The 21,229-nt window shown below is 58.2% G+C and carries 22 protein-coding genes and 1 pseudogene; 19 read left to right on the top strand and 4 right to left on the bottom strand.

Going from position 1 to position 21,229, the window contains the following annotated elements; genetic code table 11:
- Positions 1-123 precede the first annotated feature (123 nt).
- Positions 124-906 carry a MetQ/NlpA family ABC transporter substrate-binding protein gene (locus MD273_RS12180; protein ID WP_239038483.1) on the top strand — a complete coding sequence of 261 codons (783 nt, stop codon included), beginning with the start codon at positions 124-126 and terminating at the stop codon, positions 904-906.
- A 71-nt stretch (positions 907-977) separates the two neighbouring features.
- On the opposite strand, the gene MD273_RS12185 is transcribed toward MD273_RS12180, so the two are convergent.
- A complete protein-coding gene (locus tag MD273_RS12185; RefSeq protein ID WP_239038061.1) occupies positions 978-1,238 on the bottom strand; it encodes an acyl-CoA-binding protein in 261 nt (86 codons plus the stop codon).
- 542 nt (positions 1,239-1,780) lie between these two features.
- Here MD273_RS12185 and MD273_RS12190 point away from each other — a divergent pair.
- Together MD273_RS12190 and MD273_RS12195 are read left to right on the top strand one after the other, a co-directional pair.
- Positions 1,781-2,509: an HNH endonuclease family protein gene (locus MD273_RS12190; protein ID WP_239038062.1), complete on the top strand. Its 729-nt coding sequence runs from the start codon at positions 1,781-1,783 to the stop codon at positions 2,507-2,509.
- Positions 2,510-2,606: 97 nt separating this feature from the next.
- Positions 2,607-2,807, top strand: a complete 201-nt coding sequence (locus MD273_RS12195; protein ID WP_239038063.1) for a hypothetical protein — start codon at positions 2,607-2,609, stop codon at positions 2,805-2,807.
- Between the two features lie 34 nt (positions 2,808-2,841).
- Here the strand turns inward: MD273_RS12195 and MD273_RS12200 are convergent, their stop codons facing one another.
- On the bottom strand, positions 2,842-4,152 hold the full coding sequence (locus MD273_RS12200) for an MFS transporter (protein ID WP_239038064.1): 1,311 nt from the start codon (positions 4,150-4,152) through the stop codon (positions 2,842-2,844).
- Positions 4,153-4,717: 565 nt separating this feature from the next.
- Here MD273_RS12200 and MD273_RS12205 point away from each other — a divergent pair.
- From MD273_RS12205 to MD273_RS12215, 3 genes and pseudogenes are all read left to right on the top strand, one after another.
- Positions 4,718-5,452, top strand: coding sequence for a HupE/UreJ family protein (locus tag MD273_RS12205; protein WP_239038065.1), 735 nt, complete (start codon positions 4,718-4,720; stop codon positions 5,450-5,452).
- Between the two features lie 15 nt (positions 5,453-5,467).
- Positions 5,468-6,163 (top strand): hypothetical protein, encoded by a 696-nt coding sequence (locus MD273_RS12210; protein WP_239038066.1) that lies wholly within the window; start codon positions 5,468-5,470, stop codon positions 6,161-6,163.
- A 221-nt stretch (positions 6,164-6,384) separates the two neighbouring features.
- Positions 6,385-6,696: pseudogene (locus MD273_RS12215) on the top strand (type VI secretion IcmF C-terminal domain-containing protein); the annotation flags it as partial.
- 213 nt (positions 6,697-6,909) lie between these two features.
- Here the strand turns inward: MD273_RS12215 and rsmD are convergent.
- The gene (gene rsmD, locus MD273_RS12220) at positions 6,910-7,548 is read right to left on the bottom strand and encodes a 16S rRNA (guanine(966)-N(2))-methyltransferase RsmD (RefSeq protein ID WP_239038067.1); all 639 of its coding nucleotides are present in this window, start codon (positions 7,546-7,548) and stop codon (positions 6,910-6,912) included.
- A gap of 161 nt (positions 7,549-7,709) precedes the next feature.
- On the opposite strand from rsmD, the gene ftsY reads away from it, so the two are divergent.
- From ftsY to MD273_RS12260, 8 genes are all read left to right on the top strand, one after another.
- Entirely contained in the window at positions 7,710-8,921 is a 1,212-nt protein-coding gene (gene ftsY / locus MD273_RS12225; RefSeq protein ID WP_239038068.1) for a signal recognition particle-docking protein FtsY, read from the top strand.
- A gap of 31 nt (positions 8,922-8,952) precedes the next feature.
- Positions 8,953-9,654, top strand: a complete 702-nt coding sequence (ftsE, locus tag MD273_RS12230) for a cell division ATP-binding protein FtsE (RefSeq protein WP_239038069.1) — start codon at positions 8,953-8,955, stop codon at positions 9,652-9,654.
- Positions 9,644-10,648, top strand: coding sequence for a permease-like cell division protein FtsX (gene ftsX / locus MD273_RS12235; protein WP_239038070.1), 1,005 nt, complete (start codon positions 9,644-9,646; stop codon positions 10,646-10,648). The genes ftsE and ftsX overlap by 11 nt, the downstream gene beginning before the upstream one ends.
- 206 nt (positions 10,649-10,854) lie before the next feature.
- The gene (gene rpoH / locus MD273_RS12240) at positions 10,855-11,715 is read left to right on the top strand and encodes an RNA polymerase sigma factor RpoH (protein ID WP_239038071.1); all 861 of its coding nucleotides are present in this window, start codon (positions 10,855-10,857) and stop codon (positions 11,713-11,715) included.
- Between the two features lie 118 nt (positions 11,716-11,833).
- The gene (locus tag MD273_RS12245; RefSeq protein ID WP_239038072.1) at positions 11,834-12,745 is read left to right on the top strand and encodes an NAD(P)-dependent oxidoreductase; all 912 of its coding nucleotides are present in this window, start codon (positions 11,834-11,836) and stop codon (positions 12,743-12,745) included.
- Positions 12,746-12,750: 5 nt separating this feature from the next.
- Positions 12,751-13,542 carry a hydroxypyruvate isomerase gene (gene hyi, locus MD273_RS12250; protein ID WP_239038073.1) on the top strand — a complete coding sequence of 264 codons (792 nt, stop codon included), beginning with the start codon at positions 12,751-12,753 and terminating at the stop codon, positions 13,540-13,542.
- 91 nt (positions 13,543-13,633) lie between these two features.
- The gene (locus tag MD273_RS12255; RefSeq protein ID WP_239038074.1) at positions 13,634-14,314 is read left to right on the top strand and encodes a winged helix-turn-helix domain-containing protein; all 681 of its coding nucleotides are present in this window, start codon (positions 13,634-13,636) and stop codon (positions 14,312-14,314) included.
- Positions 14,301-15,779, top strand: a complete 1,479-nt coding sequence (locus MD273_RS12260) for a HAMP domain-containing sensor histidine kinase (RefSeq protein ID WP_239038075.1) — start codon at positions 14,301-14,303, stop codon at positions 15,777-15,779. The genes MD273_RS12255 and MD273_RS12260 overlap by 14 nt, the downstream gene beginning before the upstream one ends.
- Here MD273_RS12260 and MD273_RS12265 read toward each other — a convergent pair whose 3' ends face one another.
- Positions 15,780-16,061: a hypothetical protein gene (locus MD273_RS12265; RefSeq protein WP_239038076.1), complete on the bottom strand. Its 282-nt coding sequence runs from the start codon at positions 16,059-16,061 to the stop codon at positions 15,780-15,782. It abuts the gene before it with no gap.
- Positions 16,062-16,349: 288 nt separating this feature from the next.
- Between MD273_RS12265 and greB the strand changes: the two genes are divergently transcribed.
- The 5 genes from greB to MD273_RS12290 all read left to right on the top strand — a co-directional run bounded on the left by greB (position 16,350) and on the right by MD273_RS12290 (position 21,221).
- Complete coding sequence (greB, locus tag MD273_RS12270; protein WP_239038077.1) at positions 16,350-16,856, top strand: transcription elongation factor GreB; 507 nt, start codon at positions 16,350-16,352, stop codon at positions 16,854-16,856.
- A gap of 87 nt (positions 16,857-16,943) precedes the next feature.
- On the top strand, positions 16,944-17,480 hold the full coding sequence (locus MD273_RS12275) for a YfiR family protein (RefSeq protein WP_239038078.1): 537 nt from the start codon (positions 16,944-16,946) through the stop codon (positions 17,478-17,480).
- Positions 17,477-18,937 carry an ATP-binding protein gene (locus tag MD273_RS12280; protein WP_239038079.1) on the top strand — a complete coding sequence of 487 codons (1,461 nt, stop codon included), beginning with the start codon at positions 17,477-17,479 and terminating at the stop codon, positions 18,935-18,937. The genes MD273_RS12275 and MD273_RS12280 overlap by 4 nt, the downstream gene beginning before the upstream one ends.
- A gap of 105 nt (positions 18,938-19,042) precedes the next feature.
- Positions 19,043-19,501 (top strand): response regulator, encoded by a 459-nt coding sequence (locus MD273_RS12285; RefSeq protein WP_239038080.1) that lies wholly within the window; start codon positions 19,043-19,045, stop codon positions 19,499-19,501.
- Positions 19,494-21,221 (top strand): putative bifunctional diguanylate cyclase/phosphodiesterase, encoded by a 1,728-nt coding sequence (locus tag MD273_RS12290; RefSeq protein WP_239038081.1) that lies wholly within the window; start codon positions 19,494-19,496, stop codon positions 21,219-21,221. The genes MD273_RS12285 and MD273_RS12290 overlap by 8 nt, the downstream gene beginning before the upstream one ends.
- The last annotated feature ends 8 nt before the right edge of the window (positions 21,222-21,229 follow it).

The raw sequence follows: 21,229 nt of genomic DNA on the forward strand, positions 1-21,229 counted from the left end.
CATCCCTGTAGGGCTCGGTCGCGCCGTCCCTGGCGCTCCACGTTTTCGGGAGGCAGCGCCCGTCGGCGGCCCGAGCCAGCAGGACTATCTAACTTCGATGTCTCTCAAACAGGAGAACACATGATGAACTTCAAGAAGACCCTGGCCGTGTTTGCCGCAGCCGCCACTTTTTCCGTTGCCGCGTCCGCCGAGGAGCTGTCCGTAGCCGCAACTCCGGTTCCCCACGCGGAAATCCTGGAGTTCGTGAAGCCGACCCTGGCTGAGCAGGGCGTAGAGTTGGACGTGAAAGTCTTCACCGACTACATCCAGCCCAACATCCAGGTGGACCAGAAGCGGATGGACGCCAACTTCTTCCAGCACCAGCCGTACCTGGACGAGTTCAACGAAGGCCGTGGCACCAACCTGGTCACCGTGACCGGCGTTCACGTTGAGCCGTTCGGCGCCTACTCCAGCAAGATCGATTCCCTGGACGCACTGGAAGACGGTGCCGTCGTCGCGATCCCGAACGATCCGACCAACGGTGGCCGTGCCCTGCTCCTGCTGCAGAAAGCTGGACTGATCAAACTGAAGGACGCCAGCAAGATCACCGCGACCCCGCGTGACATCGCCGAGAACCCGAAAAACCTGGACTTCAAGGAACTGGAAGCCGCAACCCTGCCGCGCATCCTGAACCAGGTCGACCTGGCTTTGATCAACACCAACTACGCGCTGGAAGCGGGCCTGAACCCGTCTGAAGATGCGCTGGTGATCGAAGGCTCCGAATCTCCGTACGTGAACATCCTCGTTGCCCGCCCGGACAACAAAGACAGCGAAGCCATGCAGAAACTGGCCGCCGCGCTGAAGTCCGAAGCCGTGAAGGACTTCATCATGGAGAAATACGAAGGTGCCGTCGTCCCGGCATTCTGATCAGCGGCCATCAAAAAGGGGCTATAACTCCGGGGTCAGAAGAAAGCTTTCTTCTGACCCCAACTTCACCCTTACTTCAGTGCCTCAAGCTTATCCACATACTGCTGCATCGCATCGTCCTTCGACATCCCCTTCAGCTTCTCCCACGCGTCATACTTGGCACGCCCGACAAAATCCATCATACCCGGCCGCTTGCCCGAGACATCGCCCTCGGTGGCCTGCTTGTACAGGGCATAGAACTCCAGCTTCATCTCATTGGACGGTTTGAAATCGCCTTCAGCGGACTGGATGTAGTTCACCGCTTCGTCGAACTTGGCTTTCAGGTCACTCATGAATGTCTCCTTGGGGTTGATCGTTCTGTCCTGAGGTGGATGGTGGGAGTATAGCAGCGGGCGAGTGGGCGCAATTGGCTTGATCGTCCTATAGAGTCGAGCATGGAGTCAGTTGTATGGGGCGTTCATGATTGTAGCGATGTGTACTTTCTGCTAACAACCTGTCCGAGAGCCATAAAAGTTGGCCGTTTTGATCATTTCTGGGTGACGTAGGTCGGGAGCGATGGTCTCAAAAAAGCAAGGCCATTTCGTTGCGCATAATCTGAGGTTATGGTGACGAAGGCGAGGCGAGAAAGGAAGCCAGGCCTCTCCCCGGCGCGTCACACCACTCGGCAGGTGTCGCGTTTGCCTGGCATCCGTGCCGGCGCTGAGCCTCGACCGTCCTGATCAAACGGCTCGTCGACAGTATCTATGCTGTTGGTGCCTAGGATAAGTCGATATTACTGCAAAACCGTTAAGACATTTCCTACAGCGAGACACGCGCAGCCACACGCTTTACTATGCCCATGAATTCAAACGGTTACGGATGAAAGGAGCAGTCGGTGAGGTATTTCCAGTGTTTGGTACTGGCTTTGTGGTGGGTCATCGGGGTCACACCTGCGGTGGCAGAGACGGTCAAGAAAACGTCGTCGGGCATTTGTCACCCGCCAGAAAGCAGCTGGTATGAGCGTACGGAGAACTACACCGCCTACGACTCTGTTGAAGCGTGCCTCGAGGCGGACGGTCGACTGCCCAACGGAATTACATTGGCATCGCTCAGCGACCGCCAGACGCGCTCTGGTGGCCGCAAGGAATACACCCGGTCTGCGTTCGGTCACGGCTGGGACGACGCCGATGGGGATTGCCAGGACAGCCGGGCCGAAGCCCTAGTTGCAACCTCCACGACCACCGTCCGGTTTGCTGATGACGATGACCGATGCCGGGTAACCACAGGGCGTTGGATCAGCCCGTTCACCGGCGAGGTTATCCAGAATGCCGGGGATATCGACATCGACCACGTGGTACCGCTGGCCTGGTCTTGGGCGCATGGGGCCGACGATTGGAGTGACGAAAAACGAGAGCGCTTTGCTAATGACCCCGTGAACCTGTGGCCAGTCGAGGCGGGCCTGAACCGCAGTAAGGGCGCCAAAGGACCGGATCAGTGGCTGCCGCCGTCGGGTCAGTGTCAGTATGTCGCCCGGTTCTCTCGGATCATCAAACAGTATGGGCTGCAACCCACACAGACTGAAGCGGCGTGGCTCCGTGACTTTTTGAATACGTGTCGCTCATAACCAGGGTCACTGAATGTTCGGAGTAGAGCAAACCAATTAGTCCTGTATACCATTTACCCTCGGTCGCTTTTCTGGAGACATATTCGAGGTTCGAAAAATGACAATTTTTGTGCTGGCGTCCTTCCTGGCTTCACTGGGACCTTTGGCGCATGCAGCTGATTCGAAGTCCCGTTTGGTTGTGCTGTTCATGGCTAAGGAAATTGGCCAGCACGCCAAGGCGCTTGGGCTGGGAAAAGATGAGGCAAAAACTGCTGTTGACCTGGGCTTCTTTCAACGCGTAATTGCCGGTCGCCTCTAAACAAAAGCGGACATTCGCAGCATCCCATGCAATCTCAATCCGGCCATTTAGGATGCAGGCTATCAATGACATAGTTGTGACGGTGAACTCCCGAGTTAGAGGCGTTTGCAACATGAGGATGGTCGCCTGGCAGATCCACGTGGTTATGCCAGCGTTCTGACGGATCAACGGAGGGCCACAGCTTCAACGCAAGAATCAGCCCTCCGAGAGCAAGCCCTAGAAGTACCAACAGAGTAACGGTCATACCCGCAGTAGACCCCAGCCACCCAGCTAATGGATACGCGACCAACCATCCGGCATGCGACAAAGAGAACTGGGCGGCAAACAGAGCTGGCCTGTCTTCAGCATGCGACGACCTCGTAAGGACTCTGCCAATGGGGGTTTGAGCCGTCGAGAAACCTACGCCGAGCCAACCCCACACGGGTAATAGCCACGCCAGTGAATCCAACGCCAGTGCGAGAATCAACCCGGAAATTAGAATCCACCCGCCTGTCAGCATGACTTGCCGGTCCTGCCAGCGCTTCAAGAGAGCTGGTAACGCCAATGCAGCCAACATGGATCCGCCCCCAAAGGCCGCAAAAGCCATGGCTGTGTGCTGCTCAGTGAGGCCGAAGCGTCCCTGGACCAACACAACCGTATTTACGATTACCATGGCTCCTGCAAGGCTGACAACGAGGTTCAGGGCCATTACGCCCCGTAGGCGAGGTGTTGCCATGAAAATTTTGAATCCGGCCTTTGCTCGATCATAAACGCCGCGACGTTTCTCTGATTTGGTCCTAGATGGCAAAGCAACGGACACTACAAGCAAGGCTGATGCGATAAACCCGATCACCGTGCCCGAAAACAACGCCTGCCAGCTGGTAGCAAGCAGAATCAACGCCGCGAGTGCCGGGCTTATAAGGTTTTCCAGATCGTATGCCAGCCGGGAGAGCGACAGCGCCTTGGTGTAGTCATCCTCATCTGGGAGAGTCTCCGGAATCGTAGACTGAAAGGTTGGTGTAAAGGCCGCCGAAGCCGACTGAAGGACAGCAATTAACACGTACACTTCCCACACTTCGGTAACGAAAGGCAAAGCCAGCGCCGTCGCCGCTCGAACCACATCCAGGGAGACCAGCAGAGCACGACGAGGTATGTTCTCTGCCAGGGCCGACGCCAGCGGGGCTATCAAGACATAAGCGACCATTTTTATCGCCATGGCGGTGCCGAGCACCTGTCCCGCCTGATCTCCGGCCAGGTCAAACGCCAGCAGGCTTAATGCCACCGTCGCCAGCCCGGTACCCAGCAATGCAACCACCTGGGCCAGGAACAAATGGCGATAGGTTCGGTGTTTCAGAATCTCAAGCATGGGGGCATCAGTGAAACGGTCTAAAATTGAACGGTTGTGGTAGCTTTACCATGTTTAATTTCTATCCCTCTTGGGGGAGCTGGTATCCTTTGTGTCCAATGATATCCAACCACAGACTCGACGTATCCGATAGATGATTTCCGCCATTCACCGGAGAAAACTGCTTCCGACGCTCGTTATGTTGTTCGCATTGGCGGGCCTGTCACTGTCGGTGATTGGCGAGTCGTTCTCTCACGGTGTGGTTGAGATAGCGGGCGACTGGGAGTTTCAGTCGGACGGCCACCATGGCAGTCACGGTGGACACGGACACACTCACGATTTCGACGAAGAACCAGAGTCACCTTCACTGCACCACGATGCTGGGAACCATACACACGAGACCGTTGACCAGCTGAAGGTTCCATTCGTTTCCCAAAGCCCGACCATTTTCCGGCAGGCCATTCCATTTGCCGGAGGTTCTCCCCGCAGTTTGCGCTATCGGCTCGAACGCCCTCCAAAAGCCTCCCTTCCTACTTGATTCTTGCCGCTGGAGCGGCCCAAGAAAACAAATGTGATTGGAGTCTATATGTTGTCAAGCTTGCTTGGCGGTTGCCGTGGCCTGTCCTCAACGGGCACCGGCAGTCGTCTGTTTTGGATATTTCTGACCCTGGGCTTGCTGGGGATGAGTACCGATGTGCTCGCCCACGCAGTCGCCCAGGGCGACAAGGGGTACATCCAGGAAATTACCGGTGTAAACCTCATCGCCTTCACCTATCTCGGGGCCAAACACATGGTCACCGGCTATGACCACCTGCTGTTCCTGCTGGGTGTCATTTTCTTCCTCTACCAGATGAAGCACATCGCGATCTACGTGAACCTGTTTGCCCTCGGGCATTCCACAACGATGTTGCTCGGGGTGTACTTCAACGTGGGCATCAATAGCTACATCATTGATGCGATTATCGGTCTGTCCATCGTGTACAAGGCACTGGACAACATCGGTGCCTATCAGCGCTGGTTTGGCTTCCAACCCAATACCAAGGCCGCCACGCTGATTTTCGGGTTCTTCCACGGTTTCGGTCTCTCCACGAAGATTATCGAGTACGACATCTCGCCGGATGGCCTGATTCCGAACCTCCTCGCCTTCAACGTGGGCGTGGAAATCGGACAGCTCATCGCCCTCGCCATGATCCTGATTGCGATCAGTTTCTGGCGGAAGACCGACGGCTTTTTCCGGCACGCCTACACCGCCAACGTGGCCATGATGAGTGCAGGTTTCCTGCTATTTGGCTATCAGCTCACCGGTTACTTTGTCGCTTAATTCTGGAGATTCCCTATGTACAACACCGATATACCCAACCGTGAAGAACTGCCTAGCACTGCCAAGTTGATTCGATCAACCATTATTGCAGCCATTGTGGCACTGGTCCTGCTGGTTACCGTGGTCATGCCCGCCGAGTACGCTCTGGACCCGACTGGCGCGGGCCGACTGCTGGGATTGACCGAAATGGGCGAAATCAAGGAACAGCTCGCCGAAGAAGCTGCGGCTGACGAGGCTGCCCAGATGGTTGCGGTGAACTCCTCGGCTGATCAGACGGCTCCGGAAGTCTCGGAACCAGTCATGGCTGAAGCCGTTGAGGAACCAGCTCCCTCATCGAAAGCCGAGGTTGCGCCTGCGGAGCCAGAGCCCGCACATGAACCAGAAATTGCCGAACCAAAATGGCAGGATGAAGTGCGCGTTGTTCTCACACCGGGAGAGGGCACCGAATTCAAACTCACAATGGAGGAAGGCGCGGTAGCCCGGTTCTCCTGGGTATCTGAGGGTGGCCCGATCAACTTTGATACCCACGGTGATGGAGGCGGCCAGTCCATTTCCTATGAGAAAGGCCGGGGCGTACCGAAAGATGAAGGCGAGCTGGAAGCAGCCTTTACCGGCAATCATGGCTGGTTCTTCAGAAACCGGAACGACAATGACATTACTCTGGTACTTCGCACCGGAGGAGACTACGGGCAGTTGAAGAAGATGTTGTGATTAGCCACTGAGTGTGGTGACGACATCCGGGCCTGTGCTTAAAAAGGTCCGGATGTCGCATACAGCCATGTCGAACCTGATCGAGCCACTCGGAGTAAACGCCAAACCAGTTTAAACTGCATTGAAGTCTAAAAAAGTGATCGCGACGAGCAGTCTCTCAATGTTCGCTTTGCGACCTCAGCGAACGATAAATTGCTGGCCCCAATACTATGCTCTGGGCTTGGGAGCATGGCCAGCGGCAGAGCATTCCGCTCATATGGCCTAACACGCTTAGGGATTCAGTGGAAACTCGCATCACCCTGGTGCCAATACAAGTCAACCGCTCGCCCCGTAGCATCTCCGAGCGTGGCCCCTGGGCCTTGTTCCGGTTGCTGGGCAAAGCCGACATTACCGGTGTCAGCAGTAATGCGGTGGATTTGAGATTCCGTGTCGACGACGGGGAGATGAAGTACCGCCTGCATGCAAGTAGCAATACCAACCCCTTCACTCAACAACTGTTGGCGGGGTACCGGATACCGCGAAGCCTCTATTGATCGGGCGGGAGATGGACGGATGGCTTTGGTGCTAACGTCGAAGTCGGGGTCAGATGAAGGTCTTCATCAGACCCCAGTTTCAGCTCAACTTCTGTGTTTGCGGCCGGACTGCGGGGTCAGATGAAAGCTTTCATCTGACCCCTTCTTTAACTCAATCTCTGCGCTCACGGTCTGAATCCGGGGTCAGAAGAACGTTTTCTTCTGACCCCTTCTTTATACGCCGGCGGCCTCGGATGGCACCTGGAAAAGGCTATAGGTCACCTGCCCCGCGGTTTTCTGCCGGTGTAGTTGCCAGCCGGAAGGCATTGCCGGCGTCGCCCGTTCACTCTCGTGTTCCACGTAAGCCCAACCGCCGGGCTTGATCCATTGCTGCGATGCCAGCAGGGGGAGCAGTCTTTCCAGCCAGCCCTGGCGGAAGGGCGGGTCCATGAACACGATATCGAAGGGTGGCCGCTGGCGGTGGGTCAGGTAGGCTTCCACGTCCTGGCAGACAACGTCACCCTTGTCGGATTTCAGCAGGCGCAGGTTGTCCCGCAGGGCTTTGGCCAGGGCCGGGGTGTGATCGACGAGGGTGGCACTGCCGGCGCCGCGCGAGAGCGCTTCCAGGCCCAGGGCGCCGGAGCCGGCGAACAGGTCCAGGCAGTCCGCCCCTGCGATATGGAAATTCAGCCAGTTGAACAGGGTTTCCCGGGTGCGGGCCGGGGTCGGGCGCACGCCGCCGGCGTCGGGGAAGCGGAGCTTCCGGCTGCGCCAGTCTCCGCCGATGATGCGCAGCTCGCCGGTACCGCTCTGGGCGTCGGGTTTCCGGGACGGCGGGCCGGGTTTTCGGCGGGCTGTTCTGCGTTGCGCCATGGGTATGCTCCGGGGTGCTGGGGGCGGTGAATCGGTGGGAGTTATGGTACCGGAAAGCCCCGCCCCTGTGGATAACCCGGCGGCCCCTCACTTACACCAAGCAGTCTGCTAGAATGTCGGCTTTGTTTTCGCCCGCCCATTTTCAGACAGACGGTAGAATTATGACGGCAGAGTGGATTTCAATCGGCCTTTTGGCCCTTCTGGTGCTCTTCTTTGTGGCGGACCTCGCCGGGAACCGCAAGCGGGTCCCCCGGCCCAAGCCGGTGCCCCAGCGTAAGCCGGAGGTCGCCAGGGGGCCGGCCCCGGCCGCCGAGCCAGAGGCGAAGGAAACGGTCGAAGCCGAGGCCCCGGCTGCTCCGGAAGCCCCCGTTGAGGCGCCGGCGGAAGAGAAGCCGGTGGAAGCGCCCGCTCCGGCAGCGGCGCCAGAGCCCGAGCCGGAACCTGCACCCGAGCCGCAAATCAGCGTTTTCGAGCGCATCAAGCAGGGCCTGGGCAAGACCCGCGCCAGCCTGACCGGTGGCCTGGCGGACATGTTCTCCGTGGGCAAGAAGATCGATGAGGAGCTGCTCGAGGAAATCGAGACCACGCTGCTGATGGCCGATGTGGGCGTGACGGCCACCTCCGAGATCATCGATTCCCTGACCGACAAGCTCGAGCGCAACCAGCTCAAGGATGGGGAAGCCCTGCGCAAGGCCCTGCGGGACGAGTTGCATGGCCTGCTGGCGGATGTCACCAAGCCCTTGGAGATTGATGCCGGTAAGAAGCCCTACGTGATCCTGATGGTGGGTGTGAACGGGGTGGGCAAAACCACCACCATCGGCAAGCTCACCAAGAAATTCCAGGCGGATGGCAAGTCCGTCATGCTGGCCGCCGGTGATACCTTCCGGGCGGCGGCGGTCGAGCAGCTGCAGGTCTGGGGTGAGCGCAACAACGTGCCGGTGGTGGCTCAGGAGACCGGTTCCGACAGCGCCTCGGTGATCTTCGATGCGATCCAGTCTGCCCAGTCCCGTGGCACCGATGTGGTCATCGCCGATACCGCCGGTCGTCTCCAGAACAAGGAAAACCTGATGAACGAGCTGGCTAAGGTCGTTCGGGTCATGAAGAAGCTGGACGAGTCCGCGCCCCACGAGGTGATGCTGGTACTGGATGCCGGCACCGGCCAGAACGCCCTGAGCCAGGCCCAGGTGTTCCAGCAGGCGGTGGGCGTGTCCGGTATTACCTTGACGAAACTGGACGGTACCGCAAAAGGCGGTATCGTATTCGCCATTGCCCGCCAGTTGCAGCTGCCGATCCGCTTTATCGGTGTGGGCGAGCAGGCCGAAGACCTGCGCAGTTTCGATGCCGAGACCTTTGTCGACGCGCTGTTCGACTGAGGCCGCGTTCAACCCGGAGCAGTAGTCACCGATGATCGAGTTTCGCCAGGTCACCAAGCGCTATGACAGCGACCACACGGCGCTGGCGCAGGTCAATTTTGCCCTGAACCGGGGTGAGCTGGCCTTCCTGACCGGCCATTCCGGGGCCGGCAAGAGTACCCTCCTCAAGCTCATCATGGTGATGGAGCGGCCCAGCGCCGGTGAGGTGGTGGTCGGTGGCCAGCTGCTCAACCGGCTGCCGCGCCGGCAGATCCCCTACATCCGTCGCCACATCGGCGTGGTCTTCCAGAACCACCAGTTACTGTTTGATCGCACCGTGTTCGACAACGTGGCCATGCCCCTGGAAGTCATGGGGGCCTCCCCCCGGGATATCGGCCGCCGTGTGCGTGCGGCGCTGGACAAGGTGGGGCTGCTCAACAAGGAAAAGATGAACCCGATGCAGCTGTCCGGTGGTGAGCAGCAGCGGGTGGGCATTGCCCGGGCCGTGGTGAACAAGCCACCGGTGCTGCTGGCGGATGAGCCCACCGGTAACCTGGACCCCGAACTGTCCGCGGACATCATGAACCTGTTTACCCGATTCAGTCAGGTGGGCGTGACCGTTCTGATCGCGACCCACGACATCGGTCTGGTGAATGAAATGCAGCGCCGGACCCTCACCCTCGACCACGGTCGCCTGATTGCCGGCGGCAGCTCGCCGCTGCAGGGAGCCACGGGAGGTGTCAGTGGCCACTGACTCGCGCCGGAAGCCCGACCCGGCCCGCGGTGCCAGGACGGAGCGCTCGCCCTGGAAGGATCAGGTCCGGAGTTATTTTGACCACCACGCGAAGGTGGCGAAGGACAGCGCACGCCGTCTATGGAAGACGCCGGTGGGCACCGGCATGACCTGGACGGTTATGGGCGTCGCCCTGGCATTGCCGGTGGCCTTGCTGCTGTTGCTGACCAGTCTCCAGGGTGTCAGTGCTGGCTGGGAGAGCAGTGCCCGGGTCACCGCGTACCTGGAGCTGGAGGTGCCGCTTGAGGAGGCGCAGGCGCTGGTGGACGAGATTCGTGCCGATAGCCGCATTGCAGGCATCGAACTGGTGGATCGGGAGCAGGCGCTGGCGGAGTTTCGTGCCAATTCCGGCCTGGAGGACGCCCTGGACTACCTTGAGGAAAATCCCCTGCCGCACACCCTCCTGATCACCCCCGAGGAGCGCAGCCGGTCGGCGACCGGTGTCGAGGCGCTGGTCACGTTTATCCGGGGAATGGAGGGCGTTGAGCGGGTGCAGGTCGATCTGGGCTGGCTGCAACGGCTCAACGCGATGACCGATCTGCTTGCCCGGGCGGTCTGGGCGCTGGCGGTCCTGCTGGCGGCGGCAGTGATCCTGGTTATTGGTAACACGGTAAGACTGGCAATCGAGAACCGCCGGGATGAGATCCTGGTGGCCAAGCTGGTGGGCGGTACCGACGCCTTTGTGCGCCGGCCATTTCTCTATACCGGTGCCTGGTATGGCCTGGGTGGTGGTGTTGTTGCCTGGATTCTGCTGCAATTGGCGCTCTGGTGGCTGACGGGCCCGATTGAGCGTCTGGCGGGCCTGTACCGCACGGATTTTGCCCTGGTCGGTCTGGGCTTTGATGGTGTGCTGACGTTGATTATTGTGGCAATGCTGCTAGGCTGGCTTGGCTCATGGGTGGCGGTTAAGCGTCATCTGGATGACATTGAACCCGGTGATATTGCGGGTGGTTGAGGCGGAGGAGTGATCCGCGTCGCGGGAAAACCGTATTGAAAACACAGCTGGCGCTGGCGTAGTTTGAGAATCAGCGAAAGCAACAGTGAATTTTCCAGGTAGTTGATTTAAAACGTTTTACTGGAAGGTTCGGGAACTTATCAAGTTCTTGGCGGTCTAAGTTTTAGTTGCTATATTTAAAGGTCGTCGAGTTCGGAGGAAACTGAATGGGTACGAGTTTACAACTGGTTGACAGACTGGTTCCGGGTGCCAATCTCGAGTCTTATATACAGGCTGCGAGTCGCATCCCAGTGCTCTCTGCAGACGAGGAAAAGGAGCTGGCGGAACGGCTCCATTATGACGGCGATGTGGAAGCCGCTCGTCAGCTTGTACTCTCTCATCTTCGTTTTGTGATTCACATTGCCCGCAGCTATTCCGGTTACGGGTTGGCCCAGGCTGACCTGATCCAGGAAGGGAATGTCGGGCTGATGAAGGCCGTCAAGCGTTTCAACCCGGAGTACGGGGTGCGTCTGGTGTCCTTCGCGGTGCACTGGATCAAGGCCGAGATCCACGAGTTCATTCTGCGTAACTGGCGGATCGTGAAGGTGGCGACCACCAAGGCCCAGCGCAAGCTGTTCTTCAACCTGCGCAGCCAGAAGAAGAAGCTGGCGTGGTTGAACCACGATGAGCTTAACGCTGTGGCGGAGGATCTCGGTGTGGAACCGAAGGTAGTCCGCGAAATGGAGGGCCGGCTGGCGTCCCAGGACACGGCGTTTGATGGTCCGATGGACGATGATGACGACAACGCCTACCAGGCACCGGCGTATTACCTGGAGGATCGCCGCAGTGATCCGGCGACCCAGCTGGAAAACGCGGACTGGTCCGAGGATTCCAACGGTCGCCTGATGCAGGCATTGGAGAGCCTGGACGAGCGCAGTCAGGACATCCTGCGTGAGCGCTGGTTGTCCGAGAGCAAGTCCACGCTGCACGAGCTGGCTGACAAGTATGGGGTGTCCGCGGAGCGGATCCGCCAGCTTGAGAAGAATGCCATGAAGAAGATCAAGGCGAGAATGGCGGAAGCGGCCTGATCCGGTCCCGCCAATCGGCTGAATATAAACGCCACCACCGTTCGCGGTTGGTGGCGTTTTTGTTTGTATAATCGGTAAAAACTGCTTCTCGTACATTTGGTTTAAAGGCTGACAGACCATGACCTCGAAACAACCTTCTATCGCCTTTCTCGGCATCGGCCTGATGGGGGCTCCGATGACGCGCAATCTGCTGGACGCCGGTTTTCCGCTGACGTTGTGGAACCGGACCGCCAGTAAGTGTGATCCGTTCGCCGACGAGGCAACCATCGCCGAAACGCCGGCGGAGGCCGTCCGTGAGGCAGACGTGGTGATCACCATGCTGGAGAACGGCGATGTGGTTGAGGACGTGCTGGTTGCGCAGGGGGTCATTGAAGCTCTGAAACCCGGCGCACTGGTGATCGACATGAGTTCGGTCCAGCCGTCTCTGGCCCGGCGGCATGCGGAACACGCGCTGGAGAAGGACGCCGGTTATGTGGATGCGCCGGTCTCTGGTGGTACCGTCGGAGCCGCCGAGGCGCGGTTGAGTATCATGGCCGGCGGTTCGGAGGCGGATGTTGAGCGCGCGAGGCCGGTGTTCGAGGCGCTGGGCAAATGTACCCGCATCGGACCGGTAGGCGCAGGACAACTCGCCAAGCTGGCCAACCAGGCGATTGTCGGTATTACCATCGGGGCCGTGTCGGAGGCGCTGTTGCTGGCCGCCAAGGGCGGGGCCGATCCGGCGGCGGTTCGGGAGGCGCTGATGGGCGGTTTTGCCGGTAGCCGGATTCTGGAACTGCATGGGCAGCGGATGATCGATCGGGATTTTGCACCGGGCGCGCCGGCGCGGATCCAGCTCAAGGACCTGCGCATGATTCTGGATGAGGCGCGGGCGGAAGGCTTGACCCTGCCGCTGTCCCAGCAGGTGCATAATGAATATCTGTCCCTGGTGGCCAACGGCCACAGTGATGTCGACCACAGCGGTTTGCTGCTGGAACTGGAACACCTGAACGGAGCCCTGATGGGTTCTCTCGGCCGAGGCCCCAAGGAGTAAACGCTATGCCCCGTTTTGCCGCCAATCTGTCGATGCTGTTCACCGAAGTGGAGTTTATGGAGCGCTTTGCCCGGGCCCGGGAAGCGGGCTTTGAGGGGGTGGAGTATCTGTTCCCCTATGCCTGGCCCGCAGCGGACATTGCCCGGGAGCTGGAGAACAACAATCTGACCCAGGTCCTGTTCAACCTGCCGCCGGGAGACTGGGATGCCGGCGAGCGGGGGATTGCCTGCCTGCCGGACCGGGTCGAGGAGTTCCGGGAAGGTGTGGACCAGGCTATCGAATATGCCCAGGCGTTGGGATGCCAGCAGGTGAATTGCCTTGCAGGGCTGAAGCCCGCGGATCTGGATGAGGAGACAGCCTGGAAAACCCTGGTTGCCAATATCCAGTATGCCGCGGAGAGGCTGGATTCCGAGGGGATCATGCTGTGTCTGGAAGCCATCAACTCCCGGGTGGATATGCCCGGGTTCTTCCTGGATACCTCGGGCAAGGTTCTGGCTTTGATCGAAGAGGTGGGCATGGACAATGTCCGCCTGCAGTACGATCTTTACCACATGCAGATCATGGAGGGTGACCTGATCCGGACCATGGAGTGCTTACTGCCGTGGATTGGCCACATTCAGTTTGCCGATAATCCGGGTCGTCACGAGCCGGGCACCGGAGAGATTAACTTTTCGAATGTTTTCGCGGCCATTGATGGCCTGGACTACGATGGCTGGGTAAGTGCGGAGTATCGACCTTCCGGTGGCTCAGAGGCGTCGTTGGGGTGGTTTTCGGGCCCTTCGCGACCGTCGCTTTAGGCGACACCCTCTTACAAGATCGTAACTGGCCGGGTTTGCGACTTCTCCGTAACCTTACAGTTAATGTTATCCGCTATCAGGAGGGGAACCGGTGAAAGCACTGGTAATCGAAGACGATAAGGATGTAGCCAATTACCTGTTAAAGGGACTGAGAGAATCCGATTTCGTGGTTGATCATGCCGCTGATGGTAAAGAAGGCATGATGATGGCGGCCAGTGAAGAATATGACATCATGATTGTTGACCGGATGTTGCCCGGTATGGACGGACTGTCCATCATCAAGACGGTCCGTGCCACAGGCAACCAGACCCCGGTACTTATTCTGAGTGCCCTGGGGGATGTCGATGATCGTGTGGAAGGTTTGCGTGGGGGTGGTGATGATTACCTCACCAAGCCGTTCTCTTTCACCGAGCTGCTGGCCCGGATCGAGTCACTGATTCGCCGCCATCGCCAGACGTCTGAGACCGAGACGGTATTGCGGGTCGCGGACCTGGAGATGGATCTGCTGGCCCGCACGGTCAAACGAGCCGGCAAGAATATTGACGTGCAGCCGCGGGAATTCCGGTTGCTGGAATACCTGATGCGTAATGCCGGGCAGGTGGTGACCCGGACCATGTTGCTCGAGAAAGTCTGGGATTACCATTTCGATCCCCAGACCAATGTCATCGACGTTCACATCAGCCGCCTGCGCGCCAAAATCGACAAGGAGTTCGATACACCCTTGCTGCAAACCATCCGGGGTGCAGGATACATGCTGCGTGAAACTGCTTAGTCAGCTCAGAACCTCTACTTTTCAGCTCGCCCTGCTGTACATGGTGGTTTTTGCCACCTCGGTATTCCTGTTACTGGCCTTCATCTACTGGCGTACAGCAGGCTTCATGACTGCCCAGACCGACCAGACCATCGAGGCTGAGATTGCCGGGCTGGCAGAGCAGTACCGGGGCCGTGGTGTGAACGGCCTGATCACGATTATCCGGGAGCGGGTTGCCCGGGATCCCAATGCCAAGTCCATTTACCTGCTGACGACTGACGATTTCCTCAAGCTGGCCGGCAACATTGAGGCCTGGCCGGAAGGCAGCCGTTCGGAGAGTGGCTGGATCAACTTCACCCTGAACGAATCCGTCGGCTGGAACGGCCCCGAGCGCCTCGCTCGCGCGCGAATTTTCGAGGTTCAGGGCGGCTTGCGTCTGTTGGTGGGGCGGGACGTCGATGAACTTACCAACCTCAAGCGGGTGATTGAAACCGCCATCAACTGGGGCATGGGCATCACCCTGGCCCTGGCCTTGCTGGGCGGATTCCTGATGAGCCGGAGTACCACCCGGCGGATCGAGGTGATCAACAACACTTCCCGACGAATCATGAACGGGCACCTCTCCCTGCGCATACCCACCCGGGGCACCGACGACGACTTTGACCAGCTGGCAGAAAACCTGAACCAGATGCTGGACCGGATTGTGTATCTGATGGAGGGTATCCGGCATGTCTCCGACAGCATTGCCCACGATCTGCGAACGCCCCTTACCCGACTCCGGAATCAGCTGGAAAATACCCTGATCATGGTCGACGACGATGAGGCCAGGGAGCATGTGGGCCAGGCTGTGGCCGAGGCGGACCAACTGCTCGCCACCTTCAACGCCCTTTTGCGGATCGCCCGTCTGGAAACCCGGGGCAACGCGGCCGATATGAAAGAGGTCTCTCTGGACGAACTGGTTTCCGATGCCTGTGAACTCTACGAAGCGCTGGCGGAAGACAAGGAGCAGGCGTTCGAGCAGTCCCTGGCCAAGGGGGTGATGATTGAAGGGGATCGCGACCTCCTGTTCCAGATGATCAGCAACCTGATCGACAACGCCATCAAGTACACACCGGAGAAAGGCCGGATCGGGATTGTGGTCAGGCGTCAGGGGAACGAGGCGATCTTTGAAGTTCAGGACAGCGGCATCGGTATTCCCGATGACGAGAAGGATCAGGTCTTCCAGCGGTTCTACCGGGTCGGAAAAAGCCGGTCCCTGCCCGGCAACGGCCTGGGTCTGAGCCTCGTCAGTGCGGTGGCGGAAATCCACCAGGGGCGGATCGTGTTGAGCGATACCTATCCCGGGGAAGAATCACCGGGCCTGACGGTAACCGTCCACATGCCGGCTTTCACCGGTGCCCGCAAGCGGATCAAGGCAACCCAGGCAGAATCGAGTGAAGCTGCCGGCGCGGATACGAAAGCGCCGGCAGAGACGTCGGGCCATTGATTACTGGCTGGCGCGGAACCGGTTGAAGCGGTCCCGGACGGGGCCAATCACTGCGTCAGCCCGGTCTTCCACGGTGTGAGCCAGGTGCTCGAACTGCGAGCGTCGGCGGTCCACCTTAGCCTGGATGCTGTCCCACTCCCCTTCCCAGTGCTTCTGTTCGGCAAACAGGAAGGCCGCCAGGTTGTGGCGGTTGATCTTGCTGGTCACGCCCAGCTGGTCCAGCCGGTACCCCAGCGCATCTACGCCGTTCAGGGTCAGCTGCATCAGTTTCTGTGTGTTCATGGTCGGATCTCCGTCTATTACCCGCATTCTATAATCGATTACCAGAACGCTAACGCCGTTCATCTAGGCTGTGCAACCTAATTTGAAGTGGGTCAAAGCCTGTCTGAAAGGTAATTCGCCGGCCACAGCGGGGTAATGTGAAGTGTGGAGAATAGGCATTGTAGACAGGAAGGAGCGGTAGCAACCGCTTGCTTCTCCCTCCAGCACAGCGCTAGCCTTAACCCCGTTCTCACGGGGTTTTTTTATGGCCGGATTTCAGGCCAACACTACAAAGGAATCATCCGCAACATGAAACAGGCATCCGGTAACGGCGGTGCCCGGCCGCGCTATATCACGCCGGAGGGCGAGCAGGCACTCCGGGAAGAGCTGCAGTACCTGTGGAAGGAAAAACGCCCCCAGGTGACTCAGGCCGTGCGCGAGGCGGCTGCCCTCGGCGATCGTTCGGAGAACGCCGAGTACATTTATGGCAAGAAGCAGCTGCGGGAGATTGACCGGCGCGTCCGCTTTCTCAGCAAGCGTCTGGAGGAAGTCACGGTTGTCGATCGGCTTCCGGAGCAGCGGGACAAGGTCTTCTTCGGGGCCTGGGTGACCATCGAAAACGAGGATGGCGAGGAACAGACCTACCGGTTGGTGGGGGCAGACGAGTTTGATCTTGATAAAGGCTATCTCAGCATCAATTCCCCCATGGCCCGGGCCCTGATTGGAAAGCGTATTGATGATGAGGTTCATGTACGGACTCCCGAAGGCGAAAGCTCCTGGTTCATCACAGATATCTGTTACAGCGTGAAATCTTGAGTTTTATCGACTCGTTAGCGATGCTACGCTTTGCGTTCAAGCTTGTACTCGAACCTTGAGACTCGGGCGTTCAGGAATATCCTTAAAATGACATGGAGTACCCCGAGAGTGCTCAGGGTAGTTATCTTCGCTTTGTTACTCGCAGCCCTGGCGGTCCCGGCCCAGGCAGAGGTCAGTTCCGAAGCTGAAATCAAGGCAGCGTATCTCTACAACTTCACGCGGTTCGTCGAGTGGGAGGAATTGCCGGAGACGTCGGAGCTGTCCCTTTGTGTTCTTGATGACAGAGAATTCTGGGATGCGCTCCAGCCAATCAGTGGCCGCAGCGCACAGGGCCGCACCATTTCCCTCTCGTTGATTGAGCAATTTGATCGTCCTGAGTCGTGCCAGGTTCTGTTTGTCCGTTCTGCAGCGGGGCGTGAGCTTTCCCGGATCATTGAACAGGCCACGGATGCGGGCATCATGACGGTCAGTGATATCGCCGGATTTGTCGATAACGGAGGTGTCATTGGGTACGTCAAACAGGGCAACGTCATCAGATTCGAGATCAATCTCAGGGCCGCCCGGGCGTCGGGCCTGATGGTCAATTCCCGGCTGCTCGAACTCGCCGTGAGGGTGCTGCGATGACCAGCATGGATTACTGGCGGTCGTTACCCCTGAAGGCCAAGCTGCTGTTGCTGACCCTGTCAGTCAGTTGCCTTGGAATTGTTCTTGTCTGTATCAGTCTGGTGGTTGTCGAGCACCAGGCTTACAAGAAACAGCTGGAATCGGAACTGATCACGGTTGCGAGTATTCTGGCCGAGCAGTCGGCCGCCGCTGTGCTTTTCCGAGATCAGAACCAGCTTGACACTATCATCGCGAGCCTGCGGCAGATTGAGACAATCGAGCAGGTCTGTATCTATGACGCCAACGGCGAGGTACTGAGTTCGTTCCAGGAAAAAGCAGGGGAAGTGTGTCCGTCCACGTCCGGCACCCTGGATGAAGGTTTCTCGGAGAAGCATTACACCATGATGCGGCCAATCCTCATCGAGGGCGATGCCGTGGGCTCTTTCTACCTGAAGTCCCGGCTCCAGGTGCTGCGTGAACACATCCGCAAGTTCATCCTCTATGCACTGGTGATTTCGGTCACGATCATTTCCATTCTTGTGCTGATCGCCTTCAAACTCCAGCGGTTGGTTTCACAGCCCATCCAGGAGCTCTCCGACGCGGTCGAAACCATCGCTCGGGATGAAGATTACTCGGTTCGCGTCCGGGTCGCCGGAGATGATGAATTGGGCAGGCTGGGGGCAGCGTTCAATGACATGATCAGCACAATCCAGCAGCAGAACCGGCGGATTACCCGGAGCAAGGATGAACTGGAGCGAGTTGTCGAGACCCGCACGGCACAGTTGCGTCTGGCAAATAGTGAACTTGAGGCCTTCAGTTATTCGGTTTCACACGACCTCAGGCAACCGCTGCGTGCTATCGAGGGCTTTGGCCTCGCGCTTGAGGAAGACTGTGCCGACCGGCTCGACGACACCGGCCGCGATTACCTGCGCCGCATACGGGCGGCCACCATCCGCATGGGGAGCCTGATCGACGGATTACTGATTCTGTCCCGCGTAAGTCGGAAACAGCTCGATGTTGACGTTATCGACCTTTCGGCCATGCTTCGTGAGATCGTGGAGGAGCTTGAGGAGGTCGACGCTGCGAAAAAGTCTGTGATCGAGATCGAAGAGGGCATGAAGGTGACCGGCGATGAACGGTTGCTTCGGATCGCCTTCCAGAATCTGCTGCAGAACGCCTGGAAATACTCATCGCGACAGTCGGAACGCAGAATTCGAGTCTCTTCCGACCGTCAATCCGAGACCATCACCGTACGGATTGATGACAACGGGGTGGGATTTGATATGAAATATGTTGATAAGCTTTTCGTTTCCTTTAATCGTTTGCATTCACCGAGTGACTTTCCCGGTTCCGGGCTCGGGCTGGCAACGGTTTACCGCATTGTTAACCGCCATGCGGGCAGTGTCCGGGCCGAATCCGCGGTGGATAGAGGCGCGACGTTTTTTGTTGAGCTGCCGCGAAAGCCGGATGATAGCTGAGGGTTGGCATGGGGCGGCTCCACATGTCGTTTCTGGCTGCATAGCGGGAAGCTCAGAAAGTGTCATGCTTGTTTTCAATGGATGAAGATAAGGGATTGGTGTCCTATGGATAGAAGATCGATCGTGTTGGTAGAGGATAACCCCGATGATCAGTTTCTCGCGGTACGGGCGCTATCAAGGCTTGTTGATAAATCCGCGATTCATGTCCTGAATGATGGCCAGGAAGCGCTGGACTGTCTGTTGGGGTCCCCGCTTACGCTCCCGAGCATTGATCTGGATTCGATTGCCGTGATCCTGCTCGATATAAAGCTGCCTAAAATCAATGGGCTGGAAGTTCTGAGGGCGTTGCGGTCGTCGCCCCGGGCCCAGTGGATACCGGTCGTAATGGTGACCTCGACCGATGAGCCGCATGAGCTTGTCGATGCCTACAGACTCGGAGCGAACAGTTATCTCGTGAAACCAATCGACTATGGTGAATTCAAGGCCCGGATGGAAGTGTTGGCGAATTACTGGCTGAACGTCAACTCAATACCCCTGGTCGAATCAGGTGAACGCAATGGGTGAGACGCGATTGCAGATGGAAACAAGCCTTTCTCTTCGAATACTGGTGGTCGAAGACTCGGAAGACGACGCCATGCTTCTGATCCGGTCATTACGCAAGGGTGGCCTGGAGGCAGAGTTCAGGGTGGTGGATAGCGAGGCCTCGATACAGGAGGCTCTGCACCACGATAACTGGGACATTATCATCACCGACCACGTCCTGCCCGGGTTTTCGTCTTTCTCTGTACTTCAGCTGGCCCGGCAGGTGTGTCCCGATCTGCCAGTCATCATTGTTTCCGGTCTGATTGGTGAAGAGGAAGCGGTCCGGGCCATGAAAGGGGGCGCCCAGGACTACATCATGAAAGGGAACACGGCGCGGCTGATCCCGGCGATCCAGAGAGAATTGCAGGAGGCCCGGGTTCGCAGGGAGAAACGAACCGCCGAGTCGACACTGGAGCACCTGGCCTATCACGACAGCCTCACGGGTCTGGTAAACCGGAGAGAGTTCGAGCGACGGCTGTCGCTGACAATCGAGGAGACGCACAGTACCGGTGAGAACCATGCCCTGCTCTTTCTCGATCTTGACCAGTTCAAGGTGGTCAATGATACCTGTGGACACTTCGCCGGCGATGAGCTTCTCAAGCAACTCTCCGCCCATATGAAACGGTTCATCAGGACTGACGATACGTTTGCCCGCGTTGGAGGTGACGAGTTCGGCATCCTGTTGCGCGGCTGTGATCTTTTGCACGCCCGAGACATTGCAGAAAAGCTCTGTGAGGAGGTCCGGGAATTCCGTTTCATCTGGCAGGAAAAAATGTTCTCGGTTTCACTCAGTGTCGGTATGGCCGAGATAAGCCGGAAAACCAGATCTTCGGGCGAGGTGCTGAGTCAGGCCGATCTTGCCTGTTATGCCGCCAAGGACCGGGGGCGCGACAATGTCCAGTTGTTCCAGGCCACCGATCAGGACATGCGAAGAAGGAAGAGCGATATGGACTGGTTCGGGCGCTTGCAGGAAGCGCTTCGGTCCGATGTGAATCATTTCGTTCTGTATTACCAGCAGATGCTCGGGCTTGCGAGTAAAGGCCGTGGCAGTTTCCATACAGAGTTCCTGCTTCGTCTGGAATACGATGGCAGCCTGATTCCGCCGGGGGCATTCATTCCGGGGGCAGAGCGCTTTGGCCTGATGCCCAGGATTGACCGACGGGTCATTGAACTGGCATTCGAGGCAATCAAGGCCAGTGGCTCCAGCGGGGAGAGCGGGAATACCTACTTCATCAACCTCTCAGGCAGTTCCCTGAGTGATGAGGGGCTTTATCGGTACATCCGGGACAAAGCCGGAGAACATGGCATCCTGCCGTCGAGCATCTGTTTCGAGATCACCGAAACCTCAGCCATTTCCAATCTGAACGAGACCATCGGTTTCATCGAAAAACTGCGTGCCGACGGTTTCAAGTTTGCCCTGGACGATTTCGGCTCCGGAATGAGCTCTTTTTCCTATCTCAAGGCGTTGCCCATCGATTACCTGAAGATCGACGGTGGGTTTGTTCGAAACATGCTGGAAGATCCGGTCGACTACGGCATTGTCGATGCCTGTAACCGGATTGCCCACGCCGCGGGCCTGGAGACGATTGCGGAGTTTGTAGAAAACGACAGCATCAAAGACGCCCTGGTGGATCTGGGAGTCGATTACGCACAAGGTTATGGCATCAGGAAACCCATGCCCCTACCGATTGTTGAACGCTGAACAAGGCC

It is taken from the genome of Marinobacter sp. C7 (assembly GCF_022343555.1).
In the GTDB taxonomy this organism is placed as follows: domain Bacteria; phylum Pseudomonadota; class Gammaproteobacteria; order Pseudomonadales; family Oleiphilaceae; genus Marinobacter.

Bases quoted from the DNA above. Each gene is read 5' to 3' on its own strand.
- rpoH (WP_239038071.1), top strand. From the start codon at position 10,855: ATGGGTACGAGTTTACAACTGGTTGACAGACTGGTTCCGGGTGCCAAT.
- MD273_RS12285 (WP_239038080.1), top strand. From the start codon at position 19,043: ATGGATAGAAGATCGATCGTGTTGGTAGAGGATAACCCCGATGATCAG.
- MD273_RS12185 (WP_239038061.1), bottom strand. From the start codon at position 1,238: ATGAGTGACCTGAAAGCCAAGTTCGACGAAGCGGTGAACTACATCCAG.
- rsmD (WP_239038067.1), bottom strand. From the start codon at position 7,548: ATGGCGCAACGCAGAACAGCCCGCCGAAAACCCGGCCCGCCGTCCCGG.
- ftsY (WP_239038068.1), top strand. From the start codon at position 7,710: ATGACGGCAGAGTGGATTTCAATCGGCCTTTTGGCCCTTCTGGTGCTC.
- MD273_RS12205 (WP_239038065.1), top strand. From the start codon at position 4,718: ATGTTGTCAAGCTTGCTTGGCGGTTGCCGTGGCCTGTCCTCAACGGGC.
- hyi (WP_239038073.1), top strand. From the start codon at position 12,751: ATGCCCCGTTTTGCCGCCAATCTGTCGATGCTGTTCACCGAAGTGGAG.
- MD273_RS12180 (WP_239038483.1), top strand. From the start codon at position 124: ATGAACTTCAAGAAGACCCTGGCCGTGTTTGCCGCAGCCGCCACTTTT.
- MD273_RS12210 (WP_239038066.1), top strand. From the start codon at position 5,468: ATGTACAACACCGATATACCCAACCGTGAAGAACTGCCTAGCACTGCC.
- MD273_RS12265 (WP_239038076.1), bottom strand. From the start codon at position 16,061: ATGAACACACAGAAACTGATGCAGCTGACCCTGAACGGCGTAGATGCG.
- MD273_RS12290 (WP_239038081.1), top strand. From the start codon at position 19,494: ATGGGTGAGACGCGATTGCAGATGGAAACAAGCCTTTCTCTTCGAATA.
- MD273_RS12200 (WP_239038064.1), bottom strand. From the start codon at position 4,152: ATGCTTGAGATTCTGAAACACCGAACCTATCGCCATTTGTTCCTGGCC.
- ftsE (WP_239038069.1), top strand. From the start codon at position 8,953: ATGATCGAGTTTCGCCAGGTCACCAAGCGCTATGACAGCGACCACACG.
- MD273_RS12195 (WP_239038063.1), top strand. From the start codon at position 2,607: ATGACAATTTTTGTGCTGGCGTCCTTCCTGGCTTCACTGGGACCTTTG.
- greB (WP_239038077.1), top strand. From the start codon at position 16,350: ATGAAACAGGCATCCGGTAACGGCGGTGCCCGGCCGCGCTATATCACG.
- MD273_RS12245 (WP_239038072.1), top strand. From the start codon at position 11,834: ATGACCTCGAAACAACCTTCTATCGCCTTTCTCGGCATCGGCCTGATG.
- MD273_RS12275 (WP_239038078.1), top strand. From the start codon at position 16,944: ATGACATGGAGTACCCCGAGAGTGCTCAGGGTAGTTATCTTCGCTTTG.
- MD273_RS12280 (WP_239038079.1), top strand. From the start codon at position 17,477: ATGACCAGCATGGATTACTGGCGGTCGTTACCCCTGAAGGCCAAGCTG.